16 protein-coding genes are annotated in these 19,336 nt (G+C 64.2%); 7 read left to right on the forward strand and 9 right to left on the reverse strand.

What is annotated here, in order from left to right; genetic code table 11:
• The first annotated feature begins 262 nt into the window (after positions 1 to 262).
• From AC25MA_RS25235 to AC25MA_RS25250, 4 genes are all read left to right on the forward strand, one after another.
• A complete protein-coding gene (locus tag AC25MA_RS25235) occupies positions 263 to 736 on the forward strand; it encodes a MarR family winged helix-turn-helix transcriptional regulator (RefSeq protein ID WP_028692187.1) in 474 nt (157 codons plus the stop codon).
• A 30-nt stretch (positions 737 to 766) separates the two neighbouring features.
• On the forward strand, positions 767 to 1,960 hold the full coding sequence (locus tag AC25MA_RS25240; protein WP_028692186.1) for an HlyD/EmrA/EmrK family protein: 1,194 nt from the start codon (positions 767 to 769) through the stop codon (positions 1,958 to 1,960).
• Complete coding sequence (locus AC25MA_RS25245; protein ID WP_028692185.1) at positions 1,957 to 3,492, forward strand: DHA2 family efflux MFS transporter permease subunit; 1,536 nt, start codon at positions 1,957 to 1,959, stop codon at positions 3,490 to 3,492. Before AC25MA_RS25240 ends, AC25MA_RS25245 begins: the two co-directional genes overlap by 4 nt.
• Before the next feature lie 84 nt (positions 3,493 to 3,576).
• Positions 3,577 to 4,323, forward strand: a complete 747-nt coding sequence (locus tag AC25MA_RS25250) for an SDR family oxidoreductase (protein WP_088852929.1) — start codon at positions 3,577 to 3,579, stop codon at positions 4,321 to 4,323.
• 158 nt (positions 4,324 to 4,481) lie between these two features.
• Here AC25MA_RS25250 and AC25MA_RS25255 read toward each other — a convergent pair whose 3' ends face one another.
• The 4 genes from AC25MA_RS25255 to ccoG form a co-directional block, all read right to left on the reverse strand.
• Positions 4,482 to 6,539 (reverse strand): hybrid sensor histidine kinase/response regulator, encoded by a 2,058-nt coding sequence (locus tag AC25MA_RS25255; RefSeq protein WP_486972523.1) that lies wholly within the window; start codon positions 6,537 to 6,539, stop codon positions 4,482 to 4,484.
• Positions 6,540 to 6,615: 76 nt separating this feature from the next.
• Positions 6,616 to 8,670 (reverse strand): PAS domain-containing protein, encoded by a 2,055-nt coding sequence (locus AC25MA_RS25260; protein ID WP_486972524.1) that lies wholly within the window; start codon positions 8,668 to 8,670, stop codon positions 6,616 to 6,618.
• 65 nt (positions 8,671 to 8,735) lie between these two features.
• Positions 8,736 to 10,145 carry a GntR family transcriptional regulator MpaR gene (gene mapR / locus AC25MA_RS25265; protein WP_028692181.1) on the reverse strand — a complete coding sequence of 470 codons (1,410 nt, stop codon included), beginning with the start codon at positions 10,143 to 10,145 and terminating at the stop codon, positions 8,736 to 8,738.
• Between the two features lie 39 nt (positions 10,146 to 10,184).
• Positions 10,185 to 11,591: a cytochrome c oxidase accessory protein CcoG gene (gene ccoG, locus AC25MA_RS25270; RefSeq protein ID WP_028692180.1), complete on the reverse strand. Its 1,407-nt coding sequence runs from the start codon at positions 11,589 to 11,591 to the stop codon at positions 10,185 to 10,187.
• 269 nt (positions 11,592 to 11,860) lie between these two features.
• Here ccoG and AC25MA_RS25275 point away from each other — a divergent pair, with 269 nt between their 5' ends.
• Positions 11,861 to 12,397: an MgtC/SapB family protein gene (locus tag AC25MA_RS25275; RefSeq protein WP_028692179.1), complete on the forward strand. Its 537-nt coding sequence runs from the start codon at positions 11,861 to 11,863 to the stop codon at positions 12,395 to 12,397.
• Positions 12,398 to 12,936: 539 nt separating this feature from the next.
• Here AC25MA_RS25275 and AC25MA_RS25280 read toward each other — a convergent pair.
• The 3 genes from AC25MA_RS25280 to AC25MA_RS25290 all read right to left on the reverse strand — a co-directional run bounded on the left by AC25MA_RS25280 (position 12,937) and on the right by AC25MA_RS25290 (position 15,352).
• Entirely contained in the window at positions 12,937 to 13,836 is a 900-nt protein-coding gene (locus AC25MA_RS25280) for a hydroxymethylglutaryl-CoA lyase (protein WP_088852932.1), read from the reverse strand.
• 20 nt (positions 13,837 to 13,856) lie between these two features.
• Positions 13,857 to 14,258, reverse strand: coding sequence for a MerR family transcriptional regulator (locus tag AC25MA_RS25285; RefSeq protein ID WP_028692177.1), 402 nt, complete (start codon positions 14,256 to 14,258; stop codon positions 13,857 to 13,859).
• Between the two features lie 221 nt (positions 14,259 to 14,479).
• Complete coding sequence (locus tag AC25MA_RS25290) at positions 14,480 to 15,352, reverse strand: helix-turn-helix domain-containing protein (protein ID WP_486972525.1); 873 nt, start codon at positions 15,350 to 15,352, stop codon at positions 14,480 to 14,482.
• Positions 15,353 to 15,518: 166 nt separating this feature from the next.
• On the opposite strand from AC25MA_RS25290, the gene pobA reads away from it, so the two are divergent.
• Complete coding sequence (pobA, locus tag AC25MA_RS25295; RefSeq protein WP_069017642.1) at positions 15,519 to 16,706, forward strand: 4-hydroxybenzoate 3-monooxygenase; 1,188 nt, start codon at positions 15,519 to 15,521, stop codon at positions 16,704 to 16,706.
• Positions 16,707 to 16,756: 50 nt separating this feature from the next.
• Here the strand turns inward: pobA and AC25MA_RS25300 are convergent, their stop codons facing one another.
• Positions 16,757 to 17,401, reverse strand: a complete 645-nt coding sequence (locus tag AC25MA_RS25300) for an ankyrin repeat domain-containing protein (protein WP_028692174.1) — start codon at positions 17,399 to 17,401, stop codon at positions 16,757 to 16,759.
• Between the two features lie 159 nt (positions 17,402 to 17,560).
• Here AC25MA_RS25300 and AC25MA_RS25305 point away from each other — a divergent pair, with 159 nt between their 5' ends.
• Positions 17,561 to 18,442, forward strand: a complete 882-nt coding sequence (locus AC25MA_RS25305) for a LysR substrate-binding domain-containing protein (RefSeq protein WP_062361212.1) — start codon at positions 17,561 to 17,563, stop codon at positions 18,440 to 18,442.
• A 17-nt stretch (positions 18,443 to 18,459) separates the two neighbouring features.
• Here the strand turns inward: AC25MA_RS25305 and AC25MA_RS25310 are convergent, their stop codons facing one another.
• Positions 18,460 to 19,188 (reverse strand): DUF899 domain-containing protein, encoded by a 729-nt coding sequence (locus tag AC25MA_RS25310; protein WP_279153534.1) that lies wholly within the window; start codon positions 19,186 to 19,188, stop codon positions 18,460 to 18,462.
• Positions 19,189 to 19,336: the final 148 nt, after the last annotated feature.

Genomic DNA, 19,336 nt, shown 5'->3' on the forward strand with positions numbered 1-19,336 from the left:
AGCGTACGCCTCGCAGGGTGCCGGGGTGACCATCTCATTAAGTAACCCGCCGTAAGGGCGGAAAGGTGACTAAATGTCGATATCGTCTACGAATGCGCACAAAAAAATTCAAAACCCACACCCTGAAACCCGAACCCGAACCCGAACCCGAACCCGAACCCGAACCCGAACCCGATTAAATTTTCTTTAGCCCCCTAATCAAAGCTTTGACATTCACTGCCTAAGCAGTAATATTTTCACACAATTACCCGAGCAGACCCCGATGTCCCATTTCACCCCGGAAAACTTCCAGACCTGCGCCATAGGCATGCTGCTCGGCCGCGCCGCGCTCCTCAAGGACCGCATCCTCGACTGGCACCTCGAAGCCGACGGTGTCACCGCCGCCCAGTTCAAGGTGCTGATCATCGTCACCCAGTACCAGGTAGATACCCCGGCCGAACTGTGCCGCTACCTGGGCCTGGACAGCGGCTCGATGACCCGCATGCTCGACCGCCTCGAGCAAAAGGGCCTGATCCTGCGTAACCGCTGCCCCGACGACCGCCGCCAGGTTCGCCTGGCCCTGACCGCCGATGGCCAGCGCCTGGCCGACCGCCTGCCCCTGGTTGGCGCGGCGGCAATGAACGAACTGGTCGGCGTGCTGCAACCCGAAGAACTCAAGACCCTCGAGCAACTGCTCGCCAAGGTCCTGCTCAACGCCGGCGACCCCTTGACGATCCGCCGCTTCGGCGATCGTTGATCCCTGTCACGCATCTTCCAAGGTACTGTCATGGCCACTCCCGCTGACACCTCCACCCCGGCCCCCGCGCCTGACAACACGCGCAAGCGCAAGATCTGGCTGCTCGCCCTGCTGCTGATACTGGTCCTCGCCGGTGCCGGCACCTGGGCCTGGTACAGCCTGGTCGGGCGCTGGCACGAAAGCACCGACGACGCCTACGTCAACGGCAACGTCGTGGAAATCACCCCGCTGGTGTCCGGTACCGTCACCAGCATCGGCGCCGATGACGGTGACCTGGTGCATGCCGGCCAGGTGCTGCTGCAGTTCGACCCGGCCGACAGCGAAGTTGCCCTGCAGTCCGCCGAGGCCAAGCTGGCGCGCACCGTGCGCCAGGTACGCGGGCTGTACAGCAACGTCGACTCGCTCAAGGCGCAACTGCAGACCCGCCAGGCCGAGCTGCAGAAAGCCCAGCAGGACTACAACCGGCGCAAGGTACTGGCCGACAGCGGTGCCATCGCCGCCGAGGAAGTCGCCCACTCCCGCGACGACCTGACCGTGGCCCAGGCCGCCGTCAACAGCGCCCGCCAGCAACTCAACACCAGCACCGCGCTGGTCGACGACACCGTGGTGTCCTCGCATCCGGAAGTGATGGCCGCCGCCGCCGACCTGCGCCAAGCCTATCTGGATCATGCCCGCACCACGCTGGTGGCGCCGGTCACCGGTTATGTCGCCAAACGTACCGTGCAACTGGGCCAGCGCCTGCAGCCGGGGACCGCGACCATGGCGGTGATCCCGCTGGACGAGGTGTGGATCGACGCCAACTTCAAGGAAACCCAACTGCGCGACATGCGCATCGGCCAGTCGGTGGAGATCACCGCCGACTTGTACGGCAGCGAGGTCAGGTACACCGGCACCGTCGACAGCCTCGGCGCGGGGACCGGCAGCGCCTTCGCCCTGTTGCCGGCGCAGAACGCCACCGGCAACTGGATCAAGATCGTCCAGCGCGTACCGGTGCGAATTCACCTCGACCCCGAGCAGTTGAAGGCGCATCCGCTGCGCATCGGCCTGTCCACCGTCGCCGAGGTCGACCTGCACGACCAGAGCGGCCCGGCCCTGGCCCAGCAGCCGCCGCAGCAGGCCAGCTACACCACCCAGGTGTATGACCGTCAGCTGGTCGAGGCCGACCACCTGATCGCCCGGCTGATCCACGAGAACAGCGCCACCGGCAAGACGGCCCAGCGATGAGCCAGGCGGCCCCCGCGCAGTTCACCCCGCCGAGCCTGCTGCTGACCACCATCGGCCTGTCGCTGGCGACCTTCATGCAAGTGCTCGACACCACCATCGCCAACGTGGCGCTGCCGACCATTTCCGGCAATCTCGGGGTGAGCTCGGAGCAGGGCACCTGGGTGATCACCTCGTTCGCGGTGAGCAACGCCATCGCCTTGCCCCTGACTGGCTGGCTGAGCCGGCGTTTCGGCGAGGTGAAGCTGTTCCTCTGGGCCACGCTGCTGTTCGTGCTGGCCTCGTTCCTATGCGGCATCGCCCAGTCGATGTCCGAACTGGTGTTTTTCCGCGTGCTCCAGGGCGTGGTGGCCGGCCCGCTGTACCCGATGACCCAGACCCTGCTGATCGCCGTGTACCCGCCGGCGAAACGCGGAATGGCCCTGGCGTTGCTGGCGATGGTCACGGTGGTGGCGCCGATTGCCGGGCCGATCCTCGGCGGCTGGATCACCGACAGCTACAGCTGGCCATGGATCTTCTTCATCAACGTGCCGATCGGGCTGTTCGCCGCCGCCGTGGTACGCCAGCAGATGCGCACGCGGCCGGTGGTCACCAGCCGCCAGCCGATGGACTACATCGGCCTGCTGACGTTGATCGTCGGCGTCGGCGCGTTGCAGGTGGTGCTGGACAAGGGCAACGACCTGGACTGGTTCGAGTCGTCGTTCATCGTGATCGGCACGCTGGTCTCGGTGGTGTTCCTGGCAGTGTTCGTTATCTGGGAACTGACCGACCGCCACCCGGTGGTCAACCTGCGATTGTTCGTGCACCGTAACTTTCGCATCGGCACGCTGGTGCTGGTAGGCGGCTACGCGGGATTCTTCGGCATCAACCTGATCCTGCCGCAATGGCTGCAGACCCAGATGGGCTACACCGCGACCTGGGCGGGCCTGGCGGTGGCACCGATCGGCCTGTTGCCGGTGCTCATGTCGCCCTTCGTCGGCAAGTATGCCCATCGCTTCGACCTGCGCGTACTGGCCGGCATCGCCTTCCTGGCGATCGGCACCAGTTGCTACATGCGCGCGGGCTTCACCAACGAGGTGGACTTCCTGCACATCGCCCTGGTGCAGTTGTTCATGGGCATTGGCGTGGCGCTGTTCTTCATGCCGACCCTGAGCATCCTGCTGTCGGACCTGCCGCCGCACCAAATTGCCGACGGATCGGGGCTGGCCACCTTCTTGCGAACGCTGGGCGGTAGCTTCGCTGCGTCGTTGACCACCTGGATCTGGATCCGTCGGGCTGACCAGCACCACGCCTACCTGAGCGAGCACATCAGCAACTTCGAGCCGGCCACCCGGCAAACCCTGGAGCAGTTGGGCGGGGCCAGTGCACAGAGCTACGCGAAGCTGGAGCAGATACTCAACAGCCAGGCGTACATGATGTCGACGGTGGACTATTTCACCTTGCTGACCTGGGTGTTCGCCGGCTTGATCCTGCTGGTGTGGCTGGCCAAGCCGCCTTTTACCGCCAAGGCCGCGCCCGCTTCGGCGGGCCATTGAAACCCATGATTCCCTGCCCGTGGTTTTCAAGTGATGGCATTTCCCCTAGTCTTGTAGGTCTTTTCCTGGCTACTTGGCAGACTCATGGACAAGGTTATCGTCATCACCGGCGCCAGCCGAGGCATCGGCGCCGCCACCGCGTTGCTGGCGGCGCAACAGGGTTACCGAATCTGCATCAACTATCACGCTGACGACCAGGCCGCACAGGCGATGCTGGCGCAGGTCCGTGCGCTGGGCGCCGAGGCGATCGCCGTGCGTGCCGACGCCAGCGTCGAGGATGAGGTGGTGCGATTGTTCCAGTGCGTCGATCAGGAGCTCGGGCCGGTTACCGCCCTGGTCAACAATGCCGGCACCATTGGCCAGCAGAGCCGTGTCGAGGACATGTCCGAGTTCCGCCTGCTCAAGGTGATGAAGACCAACGTGGTCGGCCCGATCCTGTGCGCCAAGCACGCCTTGCTGCGCATGACTCGCCGCCATGGTGGGCAGGGCGGGGCGATCGTCAACGTCTCGTCGATGGCCGCGCGACTGGGCTCGCCCAACGAGTACGTCGACTATGCCGCTTCCAAGGGAGCCCTGGATACCTTTACGGTGGGCCTGGCCAGGGAAGTGGCTGGCGAGGGCGTGCGGGTCAATGGTGTGCGGCCGGGTTACATCCACACCGGCTTCCATGCCCTTAGCGGCGATCCGGAGCGCGTAAGCAAGCTTGAGCCAGGCCTGCCGATGGGACGCGGCGGCCAACCTGAAGAGGTGGCGGAGGCGATCCTTTGGCTGTTGTCGGAAAAGGCGTCGTACGCGACCGGCACCTTCATTGATCTGAGTGGCGGGCGCTAGTGTCCTGCCTGGGAAATACGTTCTCTTTTGGCGAGTGGCCTGGGTGTTCGGGCAAGGCGCCGCGACGAGTCATAGCAGGGCTGTGGCGAGGCGTGGCAACGCCGGCCGGGCGGCCAAGACGCCGTCAAAAGTGAACAGCCTATTTCCGAGACACGACACTAGTGGTATTCGCGCAGCAACAGATCAACCTGATCCACCAGCTTCTCGAGATCAAAAGGCTTGGTCAGTACGCGGGTTCTTTGCGGTAGGGGGCCATCCTCGAGCACGGCATTGGCATCGTAGCCGGTGATGAACAGCACCGGCAGCGAAGGATGGCGCTGGCGCATGGCCTGGGCGACCTGGCGGCCATTCATGCCACAGGGCAGGCCAATGTCGGTGATCAGCAGGTCGAACGTCTGGTCTGCCTCGAGCGCAGCCGGGCCGGTGGCGTAGCCTTCGACCTCGTGCCCCAGTTCCTCGAGCACTTCGGCGATCACCAGGCGTAACGCGTCCTGGTCCTCGACCAGCAGTACCCGCCTTCCGGGGCTGCGAGTCGACAGCGGTGACCCAGCTTTTGCAGGCGCAAGCTGGACAACGGTGTCATGCCTGGGCAGATACAGGTGGATGCAGGTGCCTTCACCTGGCGGGGAGCTGATCTGCAGTTGTCCACCTGACTGACGGACAAAACCATAGACCATGGACAGGCCAAGCCCGGTGCTTTGTCCCATAGGTTTGGTGGTGAAGAAGGGTTCGAGCGCGCGATCGATCACCTCCGGTGGCATTCCCCGTCCCGTGTCGTTGACGCTCAAGCGCAGGTAGGGGCCGGGAAGAAGATCCAGTGACTGGGCGGTTTCCTGCGTCACCTCCAGCGCGACGCAGCGGATGCTGATGCGACCGCCAGCAGGCATGGCGTCCCGAGCATTGATGCACAGGTTGAGCAGGGCGCTTTCCAGTTGCGGTGGATCGATGAATACCGTGCCGCTTTCCTGCTCGAAATCACTGTGTACCGCGATGGCCGGGCCTACGCTGCGACTGATCAGGTCTTCCATGCCTTCCACCAGCGTGCTCAGGCGAGTCGCCTGGGGCAGCAAGGTCTGGCGGCGGGAAAATGCCAGCAGGCGCTGTACCAGCGTGGCAGCTCGTTGCGCGGACTCACAGGCGCTGTTCAACAATGGGGGGACTTCGGCGTAGCGGGCCTTCTGCAGCCGTTGACGCATCAACTCCTGGGCGCCGAGTATGCTGCCGAGCAAGTTGTTGAAGTCGTGGGCGATGCCGCCGGTGAGCTGGCCTACGGCTTCCATTTTCTGTACCTGGCGCAGTGCTTCCTCGGTCTCGAGCAGGCGCTTCTGCTCGCTGACCTGGCGGGTGATGTCGTAGGCGAACAGGTAGGCGCCGACGATCTCGCCGGTGCTGTCACGCAAGGGCGTGAAGCGCAGCTCGAAATGACGCCTGTCCCCGCGGCGTCCGTATTCGATCACCTCGGTATAGCTTTCCCCGGACAGTGCCCTGCGCCAGCGTGTCACCGATCGTTCGCGCTCCTCGGGGAGTCCGTCCAGGCGTTCCAGCAGACTGTCGCCAGCCTTGATCCTGCGGCCGAACAGATAGTCGAAATCCTCGACCGCGCGGGCGTTGACCGCGAGAAAACGCAGCGAGGTGTCGACCACCTGCACCTGGGCGACACTGTGCTCGACCAGCTCGGCGAGCAGGCTGCGCTCAGCCAGTGCGGTGGTGACTCGCTGTTCGAGGTGGTCGTTGAGTTGTTGCAGCGCGGTTTCGGCGCGACGTCGTTCGGTGACATCCTTGAACAGCACGGCTACCTGGCGCTTGTCGGCAGGTTCGATACGGAACGTGGTGACCGACAGCACCCGCCCGGTGGCTACCAGTTCCTGTTCGAACTGCAAGGGCTCACCGGTGCGTAGTACCTGGCCATAGCGGGCCACCCAGTCGTCGGCTTCGTCCGGCACCATCTCTCGCAGTTTCTGTCCGACAACATTGGGAATCCCGGCATGGCGGGCGTAGGCGGCGTTGGCGAGGACATGGACGTAGTCGCTCAGCGGACCGTGGGGACCGTCGAAGAATTCGATGACGCAGAAGCCTTCGTCCATCGTGTCGAAGAGAAAACGAAACAGGTCCGGATCATGCCAGGGTGGGGTGGCCAGTTCGGCCTCCAGCAAGCTGTTGCGCTGGCGTAGGCGTTCAACTTCCAGGCGCAGGGACTGTAGTTCGCGCGAGGGCATTCGGGCATCCGTCGAGGTGGAGTCAGCTACGCTAATCGCCTGCAGGTGTGCCTGTCCAGTCACACCGCTCAAGGATCTACGCGGGCTTGCTTCGCGCGGCGATCAGCAGCTCCTCCACTTTGGCGGTCAGTCGTGTCAGTTCGAAGGGTTTGTGCAGCAGGGCGATTGGCGGCGAGCCTGATATCCGACTGTTGTCGATGGCGCCGTCGTAACCGGTGATGAACAGGGCAGGTACATGCTCATCGATGGCCCAGCAGGCATTGGTGACCTGGTAGCCATCGAGATCTCCCGGCAGCCCGATATCCACCACCAGCATGTCTGGCCGAATACCTTCGGCCAGGGCGTGCAGGACTGTATGGCCGTCCTCGTAGTCCTGCACCTGGAAACCGTGTTCCTCCAGGACTTCCCGCATCACCAGGCGCAACGTCGTTTGATCCTCCACCAGCAGAATGAGCGACTGTCCAGTGCTCGAGGGTTTGATCATCTGCTCTGTGTCATCGGCCTGAGGCGTTGAGCCTGGCAGCCCGCGTGGCAGATACAGGTGAATACAGGTACCGTGTCCCGGTGCGCTGTCGATGCTCAGTTGGCCGGCCGACTGGCGTACGAAGCCGTAGGCCATGGACAGGCCCAACCCGGTGCCTTGCCCCAGGGGCTTGGTGGTGAAAAAAGGTTCGGCGGCACGCGCGCTGATTTCCTGGGGCATGCCGCAGCCGTTATCCTCGACCTGTATATGCAGATACTGCCCTGCGGGAAGTTGAAGACTTGCTGCTTGCGCTGCATCCATCTGGCAATTGGCACTGCTGATGCGCAAGGTGCCACCCTGTGTCATGGCGTCCCGCGCGTTGATGCACAAATTGAGCAGGGTGCTTTCCAGCTGTGATGGATCGACGCAGACCAGCCATTGGCCGGCGAGCGTGGCATCGACGTACTCGATATGTCTGTCGAGGGAGCTGTGGATCAGGTCGTGCATGTCGGCCACCAGGTGGTGTGCATCCACCGGCTGAGGCACCAGCGCCTGCTGGCGGGCGAAAGCCAGCAGGCGCTGGACCAGGGCAGTGGCGCGCGAGGTGTTCTGCCGGGCAATGCCGAGCATGTGCCTGCTGTCCTGCTGACGGCCCTGCGTCATACGCTTGTCTGCCAGCTCCAGCGCGCCGACGATGCCGCCGAGCAGGTTGTTGAAGTCATGGGCAATGCCACCGGTCAATTGGCCGATGGCTTCCATTTTCTGTGATTGGCGAAGGGCCTCCTCGGCCTGGCTCAGGCGCTCCTGCTCCAGCACGCGACTGGTGATGTCGTAGGCGAACAGATAACCCCCACATATCTGGCCTTCGGCATCGCGCAACGGGTTGTAGCGCATTTCGTAGTGGCGCGGGGCATCGGGCGGGCCGATGCTGACCATTTCGATGAATGACTCGCCGGCGATCACCCGCGGCCAGAGCGGTTGAAACTTTTCCATGATCTGCGGTTGGCCGGCCAGGATCTCCCGGACATGGTCGCCAACCTTGGGTGAAATGCCATGCAGCCGCTCGAAGGTTTCCCGGGCCGTGCGGTTAATCGCCACCAGGCGCAGACTACAGTCTGCGGCAAACACGTTGGCCAGGCTGTGGTCCACCAGCTCGCCGAGCAATCTGCTGTTGGTTTCGGCCCTGTCCATGCGCTTCTCCGCCTGCTCGTACAGAAGGTCTCGTGCCTGTTGGCTGGCAGGGACCCCGGTAAACAGCACGGCCACGCGCCTGTCACTGGCCCGGCCCAGGCGATGGGCCGAGATGGAGAGCAGACGGTCGCTGATCTTCAGGCGTTGCTCGAAATGTGTCGACTGCCCGGTGCGCAGTACCTCGGCGAAACGGGGCACCCAGGCGTCGGCTTCGTCGGGGATGAGCTCGCGCACCGTCTGCCCCATCTGCTTGTCGTGGCCGGTGTGGCGCAGGCAGGCGTCGTTGCTGAGGATATAGCGGTAATCGCTCAGCGGTCCGTGGGGGCCATCGAGCAGTTCCAGCACACAGAACCCTTCGGCCATGTGTGTACTTAGCATCGCGAAACAGGCTCGTTCGAGATCGTGCCTGGCGAGCTGTGCCTCAAGCTCGCCGATACGGGCCAGCAGCTGCTCGGGTGATGCTGGATAGTCTGGCATGGGCGGGATCCAGGCAAAGTGCTGCGAAACTATAGCCGTTCAACCTGGCTACCGCCATTGCTGGGCTAGAACGACCGCACGATCCGCCCCAAGGTCTCCATGGCCTGTTCCGCGCCATCGCCCCACGGGCTGCCGTAGTTCAGGCGGATGCAGTTGCCGAAGCGTCGGGTCGGCGAGAAGATCGGCCCCGGCGCGATGCTGATGCCCTGGGCCAGGGCCATATGGAACAGCTTCAGGGCGTCCATCTGCTCGGGCAGCTCCAGCCACAGGAAATAGCCCCCAGACGGCTGGCTGACCCGGGTCTGCGCCGGAAAATGGCGGGCGATGGCGGCCAGCATGTTGGCCTGCTGACCTTCCAGGGCGTAGCGCAGCTTGCGTAGGTGGCGATCGTAGCCGCCGTGCTGCAGGTAGTCGGCAATCGCCGCCTGGGCCGGCATCGAGGCGCACAGCGAGGTCATCAGCTTGAGCCGCTCGATCTTCTGCGCAAAGCGTCCGGCCGCCACCCAGCCGATCCGGTAGCCCGGCGCCAGGCTCTTGGCGAACGAGCCGCAGTGCATCACCAGGCCCTCGGTATCGAAGGCCTTGGCCGGCTTCGGCGCTTGCTGCGAGTAGTACAGCTCGGCGTAGACGTCGTCCTCGATCAGCGGCACCTGGTGGCGACGCAGCAGCTCGACCAGTTCCTGCTTCTTGGCCTCCGGCATGCTGGCGCCCACCGGGTTCTGGAAGTTGGTCATGCACCACACGGCTTTGACCGGGTGTTTCTCCAGGGTCTGGGCCAGCACGCCGAGGTCCATGCCCTCGCGCGGGTGCACCGGGATTTCCACCGCCTTGAGCTTGAGGCGTTCGAGTACCTGCAGGCAGGCATAGAAGGCCGGTGCCTCGATGGCCACCAGGTCGCCGGGTTGGGTGACGGCCTGCAGGCACAGGTTCAGCGCTTCCAGGGCGCCGTTGGTGATCAGCAGTTCCTCCATCGGCAGCATCAACCCGGCGACCATGTAGCGCAGGGCGATCTGCCGGCGCAGTTGCGGGTTGCCCGGCGACAGGTCGGTGACCACCATGCGCGGGTCCATGGCCCGGCTGGCGCTGGCCAGCGATCGCGACAGGCGTTGCAGGGGGAACAGGGTCGGGCTGGGAAAGGCCGAGCCGAATGGCACGGTGTGCGGATCCTTGATCGAGTCGAGGATCGAGAACACCAGGCCGCTGACATCGACATCGGTGGACTCGCTGGCCGGCGCCTGGGGCTGTGGCTCGCTGAACGGGCGCGGCGCATGGGCATTGACGAAGTAGCCCGAGCGCGGCCGGGCGCGGATCAGGCCGCGCCGCTCCAGCAGGTAGTAGGCCTGGAACACCGTGGACGGGCTGACCCCGTGGGTCTGGCTGGCGTAACGCACCGAAGGTACCCGCTGACCGGGGCCAAGCACCCCGGAGCGGATCAATTCGGCAATGTCATCGGCAAATCGTTCGTAGCGTTTCATTAGGGTCTGGGCAGGCAAGGTGGTGGTCAGTGTAGGGGATCAGCGATTCATCGGCGCGACGAAACGGCTGTGCGCGGTGCTGCGGATGCCGGGCTGGTCGCTGTCCTGGATCTCGAATGCCAGCTCCTGGGAGCTGCTGCTCGGGCGATCGGCTAGCATCGCCACCGACACCGGCAGCTCGCTCATCTCGCCGGCGGCGAGGGTGAACTCGGTACGCCCGTGCAGCTCGAAGCCGTCGGCGTCCACCAGGCGCAGGCGATAGTGCTGCGGTTCCTGGGTCTTGTTGATGATCTTGAGCAGGTAGATGTTCTCGATCTGGCCCAGAGCGTTCTCGCGGAACAGGCCGCGGTCCTTGATCACGTCCATCGATACCATCGGGCGCATCTGCAGGGCGACCACCAGTGCGCCGATCATCACTGTCAGCGCGGCGGCGTAGCCCAGCAGGCGAGGGCGCATCCAGTGGGTCTTGCCGCCTTGCAGGTTGTGCTCTGACTTGTAGCCAATCAGGCCACGGGCATAGTTCATCTTGTCCATCACCCCGTCGCAGGCGTCGATGCAGGCGGCGCAGCCGATGCAGGCCATCTGCAGGCCCTCGCGAATATCGATGCCGGTAGGGCAGACCTGCACGCACAGGGTGCAGTCGATGCAGTCGCCCAGGCCCTGGCTGCGCGGGTCGCTGCCTTTCTTGCGCGGGCCACGGGCTTCGCCGCGGCTGGGATCGTAGGCCACCGCCAGGGTGTCCTTGTCGAACATCACGCTCTGGAACCGCGCATAGGGGCACATGTGCATGCACACGGCCTCGCGCAGCCAGCCGGCATTGAGGTAGGTGGCGCCGGTGAAGAACAGGATCCAGAACAGCGCCACGCCGCCCAGCTCGAAGCTGAACAGCTCGGCGGCCAGCGGGCGGATCGGGGTGAAGTAGCCGACGAAAGTCAGCCCGGTGAGTAGGCCGATGGCCAGCCACAGGCCATGCTTGAGGCCGCGCCGGGCGATTTTCTCGACGCCCCAGGGCGCGGCGGCCAGCTTGATGCGCTGGTTGCGGTCGCCTTCGGCGATCTTCTCGCACCACATGAACAGCCAGGTCCAGGTGCTCTGCGGGCAGCTGTACCCGCACCAGACGCGGCCGGCAAACACGGTGATGGCGAACAGGCCGAAGGCACAGATGATCAGCAGCGCCGAGAGCAGGATGAAATCCTGCGGCCAGAAGGTTGCGCCGAAGATGTGGAATTTGCTTTCGGCCAGGTCCCATAGCACAGCCTGGCGGTCGCCCCACTGCAACCAGGCGGTGCCGAAGAACAGCGCGAACAGCAACCCGGCAAAGGCGATCCGCAGGTTGCGGTAGAAGCCGGTGAAGCTGCGGGTGTGGATGCCACCGGCCACCTGGCTTTTGCTCTTGTTGACGGCGGGGGCAATTTCGATGACTCGGAAGGGGATTCTATCGCTCATGGTTCATCGCTCATCAGGCCTCGATCAGGCCATGGCACTATGGCCCCCGATCTGTTTTCAGCACAGGCCCAGGTATTGAGATAAAAACCATATCAGATGAGTGCCCTATCTGCTTAGGCCCCGGCTTTCAACGCCTTGAACGCTTGGTTGCAGATACCTGCGGCTATCCACCGCACCTCTGCCAGCGTATGAGGAGTTCCGTTAGGCCAAGCGCAACGCACGCGGCGCGTGTGCTGCGGTCTTCTGTAGAAGACACCGGGAGGCTACCGATGGACGCATTCTGGCATTCGATCCTTGAGGCTTTGCACAGCGAATTCGCCGATGTCACCGACGAGCGCGAGGTTGCCCGTATCTTGATTCGCTTGTTGATGGCGGCTTTGCTGGGGGCGGTGCTGGGCTTCGAGCGCGAGAGCAAGGGCAAGGCGGCGGGGGTGCGCACGCACATGCTGGTTTCGATGGGCGCGGCGTTGTTCGTGCTGGCGCCAAGCATGGCCGGCGCCGACGAGCAGGCGTTGAGCCGGGTGATCCAGGGCATCGTCGCCGGCATAGGCTTTCTCGGGGCGGGCACGATTCTCAAGGGCAACAGCCAGGATGCCAGCCACGTCAAGGGCCTGACCACCGCTGCCGGACTGTGGATGACCGCGGCTATCGGTACCGCCGCAGGCATGGGACGCGAGGCCACGGCACTGGTGAGCACCGTGATGGCGCTGCTGGTGCTGGCCAGCATGCCGCTGCTGGTGGACAAGGTCGAGGGCGAGGTACGGGAGAAGAAGGGCGGTGAGAACGAGGAGGGCAGGAAGCACTGAGGGGAGCCGAAGCTCCCCTCATAAGCGTTGTTGCCTGCTCTTTTCTTATTATTGGAGACGAGCCTATTATTGTTTTTGTCGGCGGTTGTCTCTGCATTGCGGGGCCCCCAACCGGGGCCAAGAGCAAACGTATTTTTTTGAGCGCTGACTTGCGTTCATCCAACGTGATCCAACCTTGACTGCCGCTACCTTGGAGGTAGTTTTATTGTTCTGTGTCAGGCTGCGGGGGCGGCCCCCTGGAAAGCACGTCGACTCCAAAAAAATCTGCTTGCTACGCCTCTGCCGTGTTGTTCTTGTTATGTCAGAGCCGTTTACTGTTGTTTTTATTGGGTATCGCGTTTTTTTGTTCTTGTTATGCCAAAAGATATAGCAGATGGCGTGCCAACTTTTAAAAGTCCTTAAAATTCAATGGTTTAATGGATTTTCCTCAAAAGGTGGCACGTGAAATTCTGTCGAATTGTTTCCCTGTTACCCGATTTTTTTCTGGCAAGCGTGTAGGCGGTAACACTCCGCCCACATCTGTGTGACACGCGTATGACTCAGCGCACGCCACGTGCCCGCGCCACCCGCGAACCGGTGGCGCGCCCCAGCACTTCGCTGATGCGCAGGCCGGCGGCGATCAGCTTGTCCAGGTCGATGCCGGTCTCGATGCCCAGCCCCTGTAACAGGTACACCACGTCCTCGCTAGCGACGTTACCGGTGGCACCCTTGGCGTACGGGCAACCGCCCAGCCCGGCCACCGAGCTGTCGAACACGCTGATGCCCTCCAGCAGGCCGGCATAGACGTTGGCCAGGGCTTGGCCATAGGTGTCGTGGAAGTGCCCGGCCAGTTGCTCGCGGGGTACCTGGGCCGCGACCACTTCGAACAGGCGGCGGGTGTCACCGGCGGTGCCGGTGCCGATGGTGTCGCCCAGCGATACCTCGTAGCAGCCCATGTCGTAAAGGGCACGTGCCACCGGCGCGACCTGCTCGGCGCCGATACGCCCCTCGTAGGGGCAGCCGAGCACGCAGGACACATAACCGCGCACCCGCACACCTTGGCTGCGGGCGGCGTCCATGATCGGTTCAAAGCGTTTGAGGCTGTCGCTGATCGAGCAGTTGATGTTGCGCTGCGAGAAGGCTTCCGAGGCCGCCGCGAACACCGCCACTTCCTTCACCCCGGCGGCCAGGGCATCCTCGAAACCGCGCAGGTTGGGTGCCAGGGCCGCATAGGTGACCCCTTCACGCTGGCGGATACCGGCGAACACCTCGGCGGAACCGGCCATCTGCGGCACCCACTTGGGCGAGACGAAACTGCCCACCTCGATGTAACCGAGACCGGCATCGGTGAGGTCGTCCACCAGTCGCACCTTGTCGGCGACGCTGATGGGCTGGGCTTCGTTCTGCAGGCCGTCGCGCGGGCCGACTTCGACCAGGCGGACATTCTTGGGCAATGACATGGCGGGCTTCCTGTGGCGGATCAACGGTGGGGGTGCGACGGGTTCAGGGTGGCGGCCAGGGCCTGCTCGCAGCGCTCCTGGGCGGTGTCCAGCTCCAGGTGCATCTGCTGGATATCGAGCATCTGCTGTTCGAGCTGGGCGCGGCGTTCGGCGATCTTGGCCAGCATGCTGGTGAGCTGCTTCTGGTTGCCGCTGGTGGGGTCGTAGAGCTCGATCAGTTCCCGGCACTCGGCCAGCGAGAAGCCGATGCGCTTGCCGCGCAGGATCAGCTTGAGGGTGACCTTGTCGCGTGCCGAGTAGATGCGCTCCAGGCCACGGCGCTCGGGGCTGAGCAGGCCCTGTTCCTCGTAGAAGCGGATGGCGCGGGTGGTGATGTCCAGCTCGCGGGACAGGTCGGAGATGCTGTAGGTCTGGCTGCTCATGCTTGGGCTCGGGGGAGGGAATGCAAGTAACCTAATGCCAGGTTGACGTATACGTCAAGCGGACCTCCATGGGAGTTTGGGCCCCTGTGGGAGCGGCCTTCTGTCGCTAAAGGGGCGCGTAGCGGCCCCAAACCATCAGTAGCGCTGCAAAAAGCTGGGGCCGCTTTGCAGCCCTTTCGCGCCGCTCCTACAGGGATCGCGCAAGGCTAGTGGGGCTTGTTTCAGGTATTGACCGACCTGCGGTATTCCTTGGGCGTCCGGCCATCGAGCCGCTTGAAGAACCGCGCAAAGTAGGTCGGATCGCTGAACCCCAGGCTGTCGGACAACTGGCTGATGCTCATGCGGGTATACGCCAGATTACGCCGTGCCTCGAGCAGCAGGCGCTGGTGGATCACCTGCAACGCCGATTGCCCGGCCAACGCTCGGCACAGCTGGTTCAACTGCAGGCTGGTGATGCCCAGCCGGCTGGCGAAGTCGTCCACGGCAAGGTGCTCGCGGTAATGCGCCTCGACCAGGCGCAGGTAACGCCCCAGCAACTGCTGGTCCCGTTCGTCCTGGTTACGCGCGGGCAAGGCCTGCTGCTGGCGGTGGATCCAGACCATCAGCGCGGTGACCAGCGCCTGCAGCAGGGGGCCTCGTGCCGGCGCGCTGCCTTGATACTCCTGCTGCAGCGTGTCGATCAGCCCGTGCAGGCGCAGACGATCCTGGCCCAGCGGGTAACAGCGGGCAGCGGTCAGTACGCTCAAGGGAGCGCCGAGGCGCTGTTCCAGATCGACCACCAGGGCCGTGCCGAAGGTCAGTACGTGCCCCTGGATATCGGCGCTGAAGCGAAAACCATGCACGGTGAGCGGCGGCACCACCTGGATCGCCGCCTCGCGAATCACCCGGCGCTCGCCCTCGATCTCCACCTCGGCCTCGCCCCGCTGCACATAGAGAAGCTGGAACAGCTCGGCATGCCGATGCAGTTTGATTTCCCAATGGTGCAGGCGGCTGCGCGCCGGGATCGACTCGCAGTGTAGCAGGTCGGTGTCCGGCCAGGCGTGATGTTCGCCGTACAGCTGGAACAGCGGGATGCCGGGGAGCGGGATGTGCATGAAGGATTGTCCGTTAATCGAACGAATTTTTGAAAAGTGCAGTTTTTGACACAGATATCACACGTTTCGCCCAAGGTTCGCCAGTAAAAATACAGGTGCAAACCCTAACAGCAGATGTGCGGCCACTGCCAGTACCGGCCGGCATCGTCATCGCGAGACAACAACAATGAAGACTCAGGTTGCAATCATCGGCGCCGGCCCCTCCGGCCTGCTGCTGGGCCAGCTGCTGCAGCGTGCGGGCATCGACACGCTGATCGTCGAGCGCCAGACCCCCGACTATGTGTTGGGACGCATCCGCGCCGGCGTGCTCGAGCAAGGCACGGTCGACCTGCTGCGCGAGGCCGGGGTGGCCGAGCGCATGGACCGTGAAGGGCTGGTACACGAAGGCGTTGAACTGTTGGTCAATGGCCGTCGCCAGCGCCTCGACCTGAAGGCGCTGACCGGCGGCAAGACGGTGATGGTGTACGGTCAGACCGAGGTCACCCGGGACCTGATGCAGGCACGCCAGGCCAGCGGGGCGCCGATCATCTATTGCGCGGACAATGTCCGCCCCCACGCCATCGACGGCGAGCGGCCCTACCTCACCTTCGACAAGGACGGTTGTCAGCACCGGGTCGATTGCGACTATATCGCCGGCTGCGACGGCTTCCACGGAGTGGCGCGCCAGAGCATTCCGGCCGACGTGCTGAAGATGTACGAGCGGGTCTATCCGTTTGGCTGGCTGGGGTTGCTGGCCGACACCCCACCGGTCAACCACGAGCTGATCTATGCCCACCACGAACGCGGCTTCGTCTTGTGCAGCCAGCGCTCGCAGACCCGCAGCCGCTATTACCTGCAAGTGCCTTTGCAGGAGCGGGTGGAGGATTGGCCAGACGCGCGCTTCTGGGATGAGCTCAAGGCGCGCCTGCCGGCGGAGGTGGCCGCGCAACTGGTCACGGGGCCGGCGCTGGAGAAGAGCATCGCGCCGCTGCGCAGCCATGTGCTCGAGCCCATGCAGCATGGCCGGTTGTTTCTGGTGGGCGACGCCGCCCATATCGTCCCGCCCACCGGCGCCAAGGGGCTGAACCTGGCGGCGTCGGACGTCAACTACCTGTATCGGATCCTGGTCAAGGTGTACCGCGAGGGCCGCACCGACCTGCTGGCGCAGTACTCGCCGCTGGCCTTGCGGCGGGTGTGGAAGGGCGAGCGTTTCAGCTGGTTCATGACCCGGCTGCTGCATGATTTCGGCGCGCATCAGGACGACTGGGACCGCAAGATGCAGGAGGCCGACCGCGAGTACTACCTTGGTTCGCCGGCCGGCCTTGCCAATATTGCCGAGAACTACGTTGGGCTGCCGTTCGAGGCTGTGGAATAGAACAGTGGGGGACCGCTTTGCGGTCCAATCGCCGGCAACGACGCCAGGTTCTACTGCTCCAAGAGCGTCACCATCTCCCGGTATCCGCGCTGGCGGGCGTGCTCCAGCGCGGTCACACCCTCCTTGTCGGTGATCCGCGGATCTGCTCCGGCCGCCAGCAGCCGGCGCACGATCTCCACATACCGAGGGCCGCCATCGCCAAGGATCACCGCCTCAAGCAGCGCGGTCCAGTGCAGGCGGTTGAGGTGGTCGACGTCGACGCCGGCCTCGATCAGCAGTTGCACGGTCTCGACGTGACCGCGCTCGGCCGCCGGGATCAGTGCGGTGCCGCCGTAGCGGTTGGTGCTCTTGAGGTCGGCGCCATGGGCCAGGGTCAGGCGCAGGATGTCGTTGAGCCCGCGCGCGCCGGCATACAGGTAGGGGCTGTCGTTGATGTTGTCCTTGGCGTTGACGTCGGCACCGGCCTCGATCAGCACCTTGGCCACCTCCACCTGGTTGGCATGGGTGGCCACCAGCAGCGCAGTCTGGCCCTGGTCGTTGCGGGTATCAGGCAGGGCGCCACGGTCGAGCAACTGGCGCACGGCAGGGGCGTCACCGTGGCGGGCGGCATCGAGCAAGGGGGGATTCATGGCTGAGGTCTCGGCATGGGTGGCAAGGCTCAGGCTCAACAGCAAGGCGGCGAACGGCAGGCGCATGGTCATCGGTATCCTGATGCGACGAAGCTTGAATGTAGGGCCCTTGTGGTTGTAGGAGAAGTGAATTATCCGGATGGGATCCAGTGTATTTGCGCATGTTGCCGGCACTGGGCGCCCATGGTAGAAGTCAGCCTTGTCATTCAGAAGTCGAATACAGAGATGTCTTCCAGCGTAAAACCGAATAGGGCCTTGTTCGACCTCGACCTGCTGCGCGCCATCGTCGTGGTGGCCGATTGCGGCAGTTTCACCACCGCCGCCGCCCGCCTGCATTCCACCCAGTCGACCATCAGCCAGAAGGTCCGCCGCCTGGAGGACATGGTCGGCCATCGCCTGCTGGTGCGTGGCAACCGCGATGTGTTGCCCACCGATGCCGGGCAGACCTTGCTCGGTTACGCCCGGCACATGCTGGCCCTCAATGACCAGATGCTTGAAGCCCTGGCCGGGGCGATGGTCGGGGTCACCGTGCGCCTGGGCGTGCCGGAGGATTTCGTCGGCGGGCGCACCACCAACGCATTGTCCGCGTTCAGCCGACGCCACCCGCAGGTCAAGCTGGAGGTCACCAGCGGCCTGTGCCGCGATCTCAGCCAGGCCTACGACAACGGTGAACTCGACCTGGTGCTGCTCAAGCAGCGGCGCAACAGCCGCGAGGGCGTGGCCTGCTGGCCAGAGCGTTTGCAGTGGATCGACAGCGCGCGCACGCCGTCCTTCGAGCTCGATCCGATTCCGTTGGTGACCTTTCCGCCACGCGGGCTGTACCGCGACGACATGATCAGCGCGATCGAAGGCATGGGCCGGCGCTGGCGCATCAGCTTTACCAGTTCCAGCCTCAGCGGGATCCAGGCGGCGGTGGCCGACGGCATGGGCATCAGCCTGCTGCCCCCGCGGGCGGCGCTCGGCGAGCATCGGGTGCTGGGCGCCGGGCAGGGGCTGCCGGAGGTGGACAGCTACGAAATCGTGATCGTGCACCGGCCAACGGCGGACGCGATGGTCAAGGCGCTGGCCGAGGTGCTGACCGAATTGCTGGCGGTGCAGGCGATCTGACACCACCAGCGAAACGATCAGTCCCCGCAGCAGTGTGACTTGCCTTGGGCCCCGTCATAGCGATCATGATGGCGCACCCAATCCATCGTCCCTTCCTCGTTGCGCCCCAGGGGGGCCACGTCGAGGAAGTTGTAGGCATTGACCAGGATGTCCAGCCCCCGGGCATAGGTGGAGTAGGTGTGGTACAGGCTGCCGTCGGCATCCCGGTAGAACGCGCTCAGCCCGGGCAACTCCGTCTCGTCGCCGGCATAGGGCTCGTAGTTGTACTGGGCGCTGCCATCGGTGGCGACAGTGACCCCGAAGTCCTGGTTGAAGGCGCTGCCGTGCGAGGAGTACCAGGGGAACTGCCAGCCCATGCGCTGGCGGAACGCCTGGAATTCGCCATAGGGTGCCCGTGACACCGCCACCAGCGACACGTCATGGTGGGCCAGGTGCAGGTTGGCGCCGTCGAAATGATCGGCGAGGAAGGAGCAGCCCGGGCAGCCTTCGCTCCAGCCCCCGGCGAACATGAAGTGATAGACCAGCAGCTGGCTGCGCCCGGCGAACAGCTCGGCCAGGCTCAGCTCACCGTGTGGGCCCTGGAAACGATAGTCCTGCTCCACCCGCACCCAGGGCAAGGCGCGGCGGGCAGCGGCAAGTTCATCGCGTTGATGGGTAAAGGCTTTCTCGTGCAACCAGAGTTGCCGGCGGGCGGCGAGCCATTGGCTGCGCGTGACCACGGCATGCTTGGGGGTGGAATGGCTCATGGGCGTGACTCCACGCTGGGGGTTCACCGAGTGGTCGAATGGCAGCGCGGACATTCGACGCTGGATTTTCCGTTGCCGACCAATGGTTGCTCCGCCCCCTCGATGCAGTCTCCCTGATGAACCTTTCATGACAAAACGTCGGTAGCAA

The sequence above is a fragment of the Pseudomonas sp. P65(2024) genome, from assembly GCF_057480955.1.

Coding starts and splice junctions, on each gene's coding strand:
- AC25MA_RS25310 (WP_279153534.1), bottom strand. CDS start 19,188: ATGAGCCATTCCACCCCCAAGCATGCCGTGGTCACGCGCAGCCAATGG.
- AC25MA_RS25290 (WP_486972525.1), bottom strand. CDS start 15,352: ATGCACATCCCGCTCCCCGGCATCCCGCTGTTCCAGCTGTACGGCGAA.
- AC25MA_RS25240 (WP_028692186.1), top strand. CDS start 767: ATGGCCACTCCCGCTGACACCTCCACCCCGGCCCCCGCGCCTGACAAC.
- pobA (WP_069017642.1), top strand. CDS start 15,519: ATGAAGACTCAGGTTGCAATCATCGGCGCCGGCCCCTCCGGCCTGCTG.
- AC25MA_RS25305 (WP_062361212.1), top strand. CDS start 17,561: ATGTCTTCCAGCGTAAAACCGAATAGGGCCTTGTTCGACCTCGACCTG.
- ccoG (WP_028692180.1), bottom strand. CDS start 11,591: ATGAGCGATAGAATCCCCTTCCGAGTCATCGAAATTGCCCCCGCCGTC.
- AC25MA_RS25250 (WP_088852929.1), top strand. CDS start 3,577: ATGGACAAGGTTATCGTCATCACCGGCGCCAGCCGAGGCATCGGCGCC.
- AC25MA_RS25285 (WP_028692177.1), bottom strand. CDS start 14,258: ATGAGCAGCCAGACCTACAGCATCTCCGACCTGTCCCGCGAGCTGGAC.
- AC25MA_RS25235 (WP_028692187.1), top strand. CDS start 263: ATGTCCCATTTCACCCCGGAAAACTTCCAGACCTGCGCCATAGGCATG.
- AC25MA_RS25260 (WP_486972524.1), bottom strand. CDS start 8,670: ATGCCAGACTATCCAGCATCACCCGAGCAGCTGCTGGCCCGTATCGGC.
- AC25MA_RS25280 (WP_088852932.1), bottom strand. CDS start 13,836: ATGTCATTGCCCAAGAATGTCCGCCTGGTCGAAGTCGGCCCGCGCGAC.
- AC25MA_RS25245 (WP_028692185.1), top strand. CDS start 1,957: ATGAGCCAGGCGGCCCCCGCGCAGTTCACCCCGCCGAGCCTGCTGCTG.
- AC25MA_RS25255 (WP_486972523.1), bottom strand. CDS start 6,539: ATGCCCTCGCGCGAACTACAGTCCCTGCGCCTGGAAGTTGAACGCCTA.
- mapR (WP_028692181.1), bottom strand. CDS start 10,145: ATGAAACGCTACGAACGATTTGCCGATGACATTGCCGAATTGATCCGC.
- AC25MA_RS25300 (WP_028692174.1), bottom strand. CDS start 17,401: ATGCGCCTGCCGTTCGCCGCCTTGCTGTTGAGCCTGAGCCTTGCCACC.
- AC25MA_RS25275 (WP_028692179.1), top strand. CDS start 11,861: ATGGACGCATTCTGGCATTCGATCCTTGAGGCTTTGCACAGCGAATTC.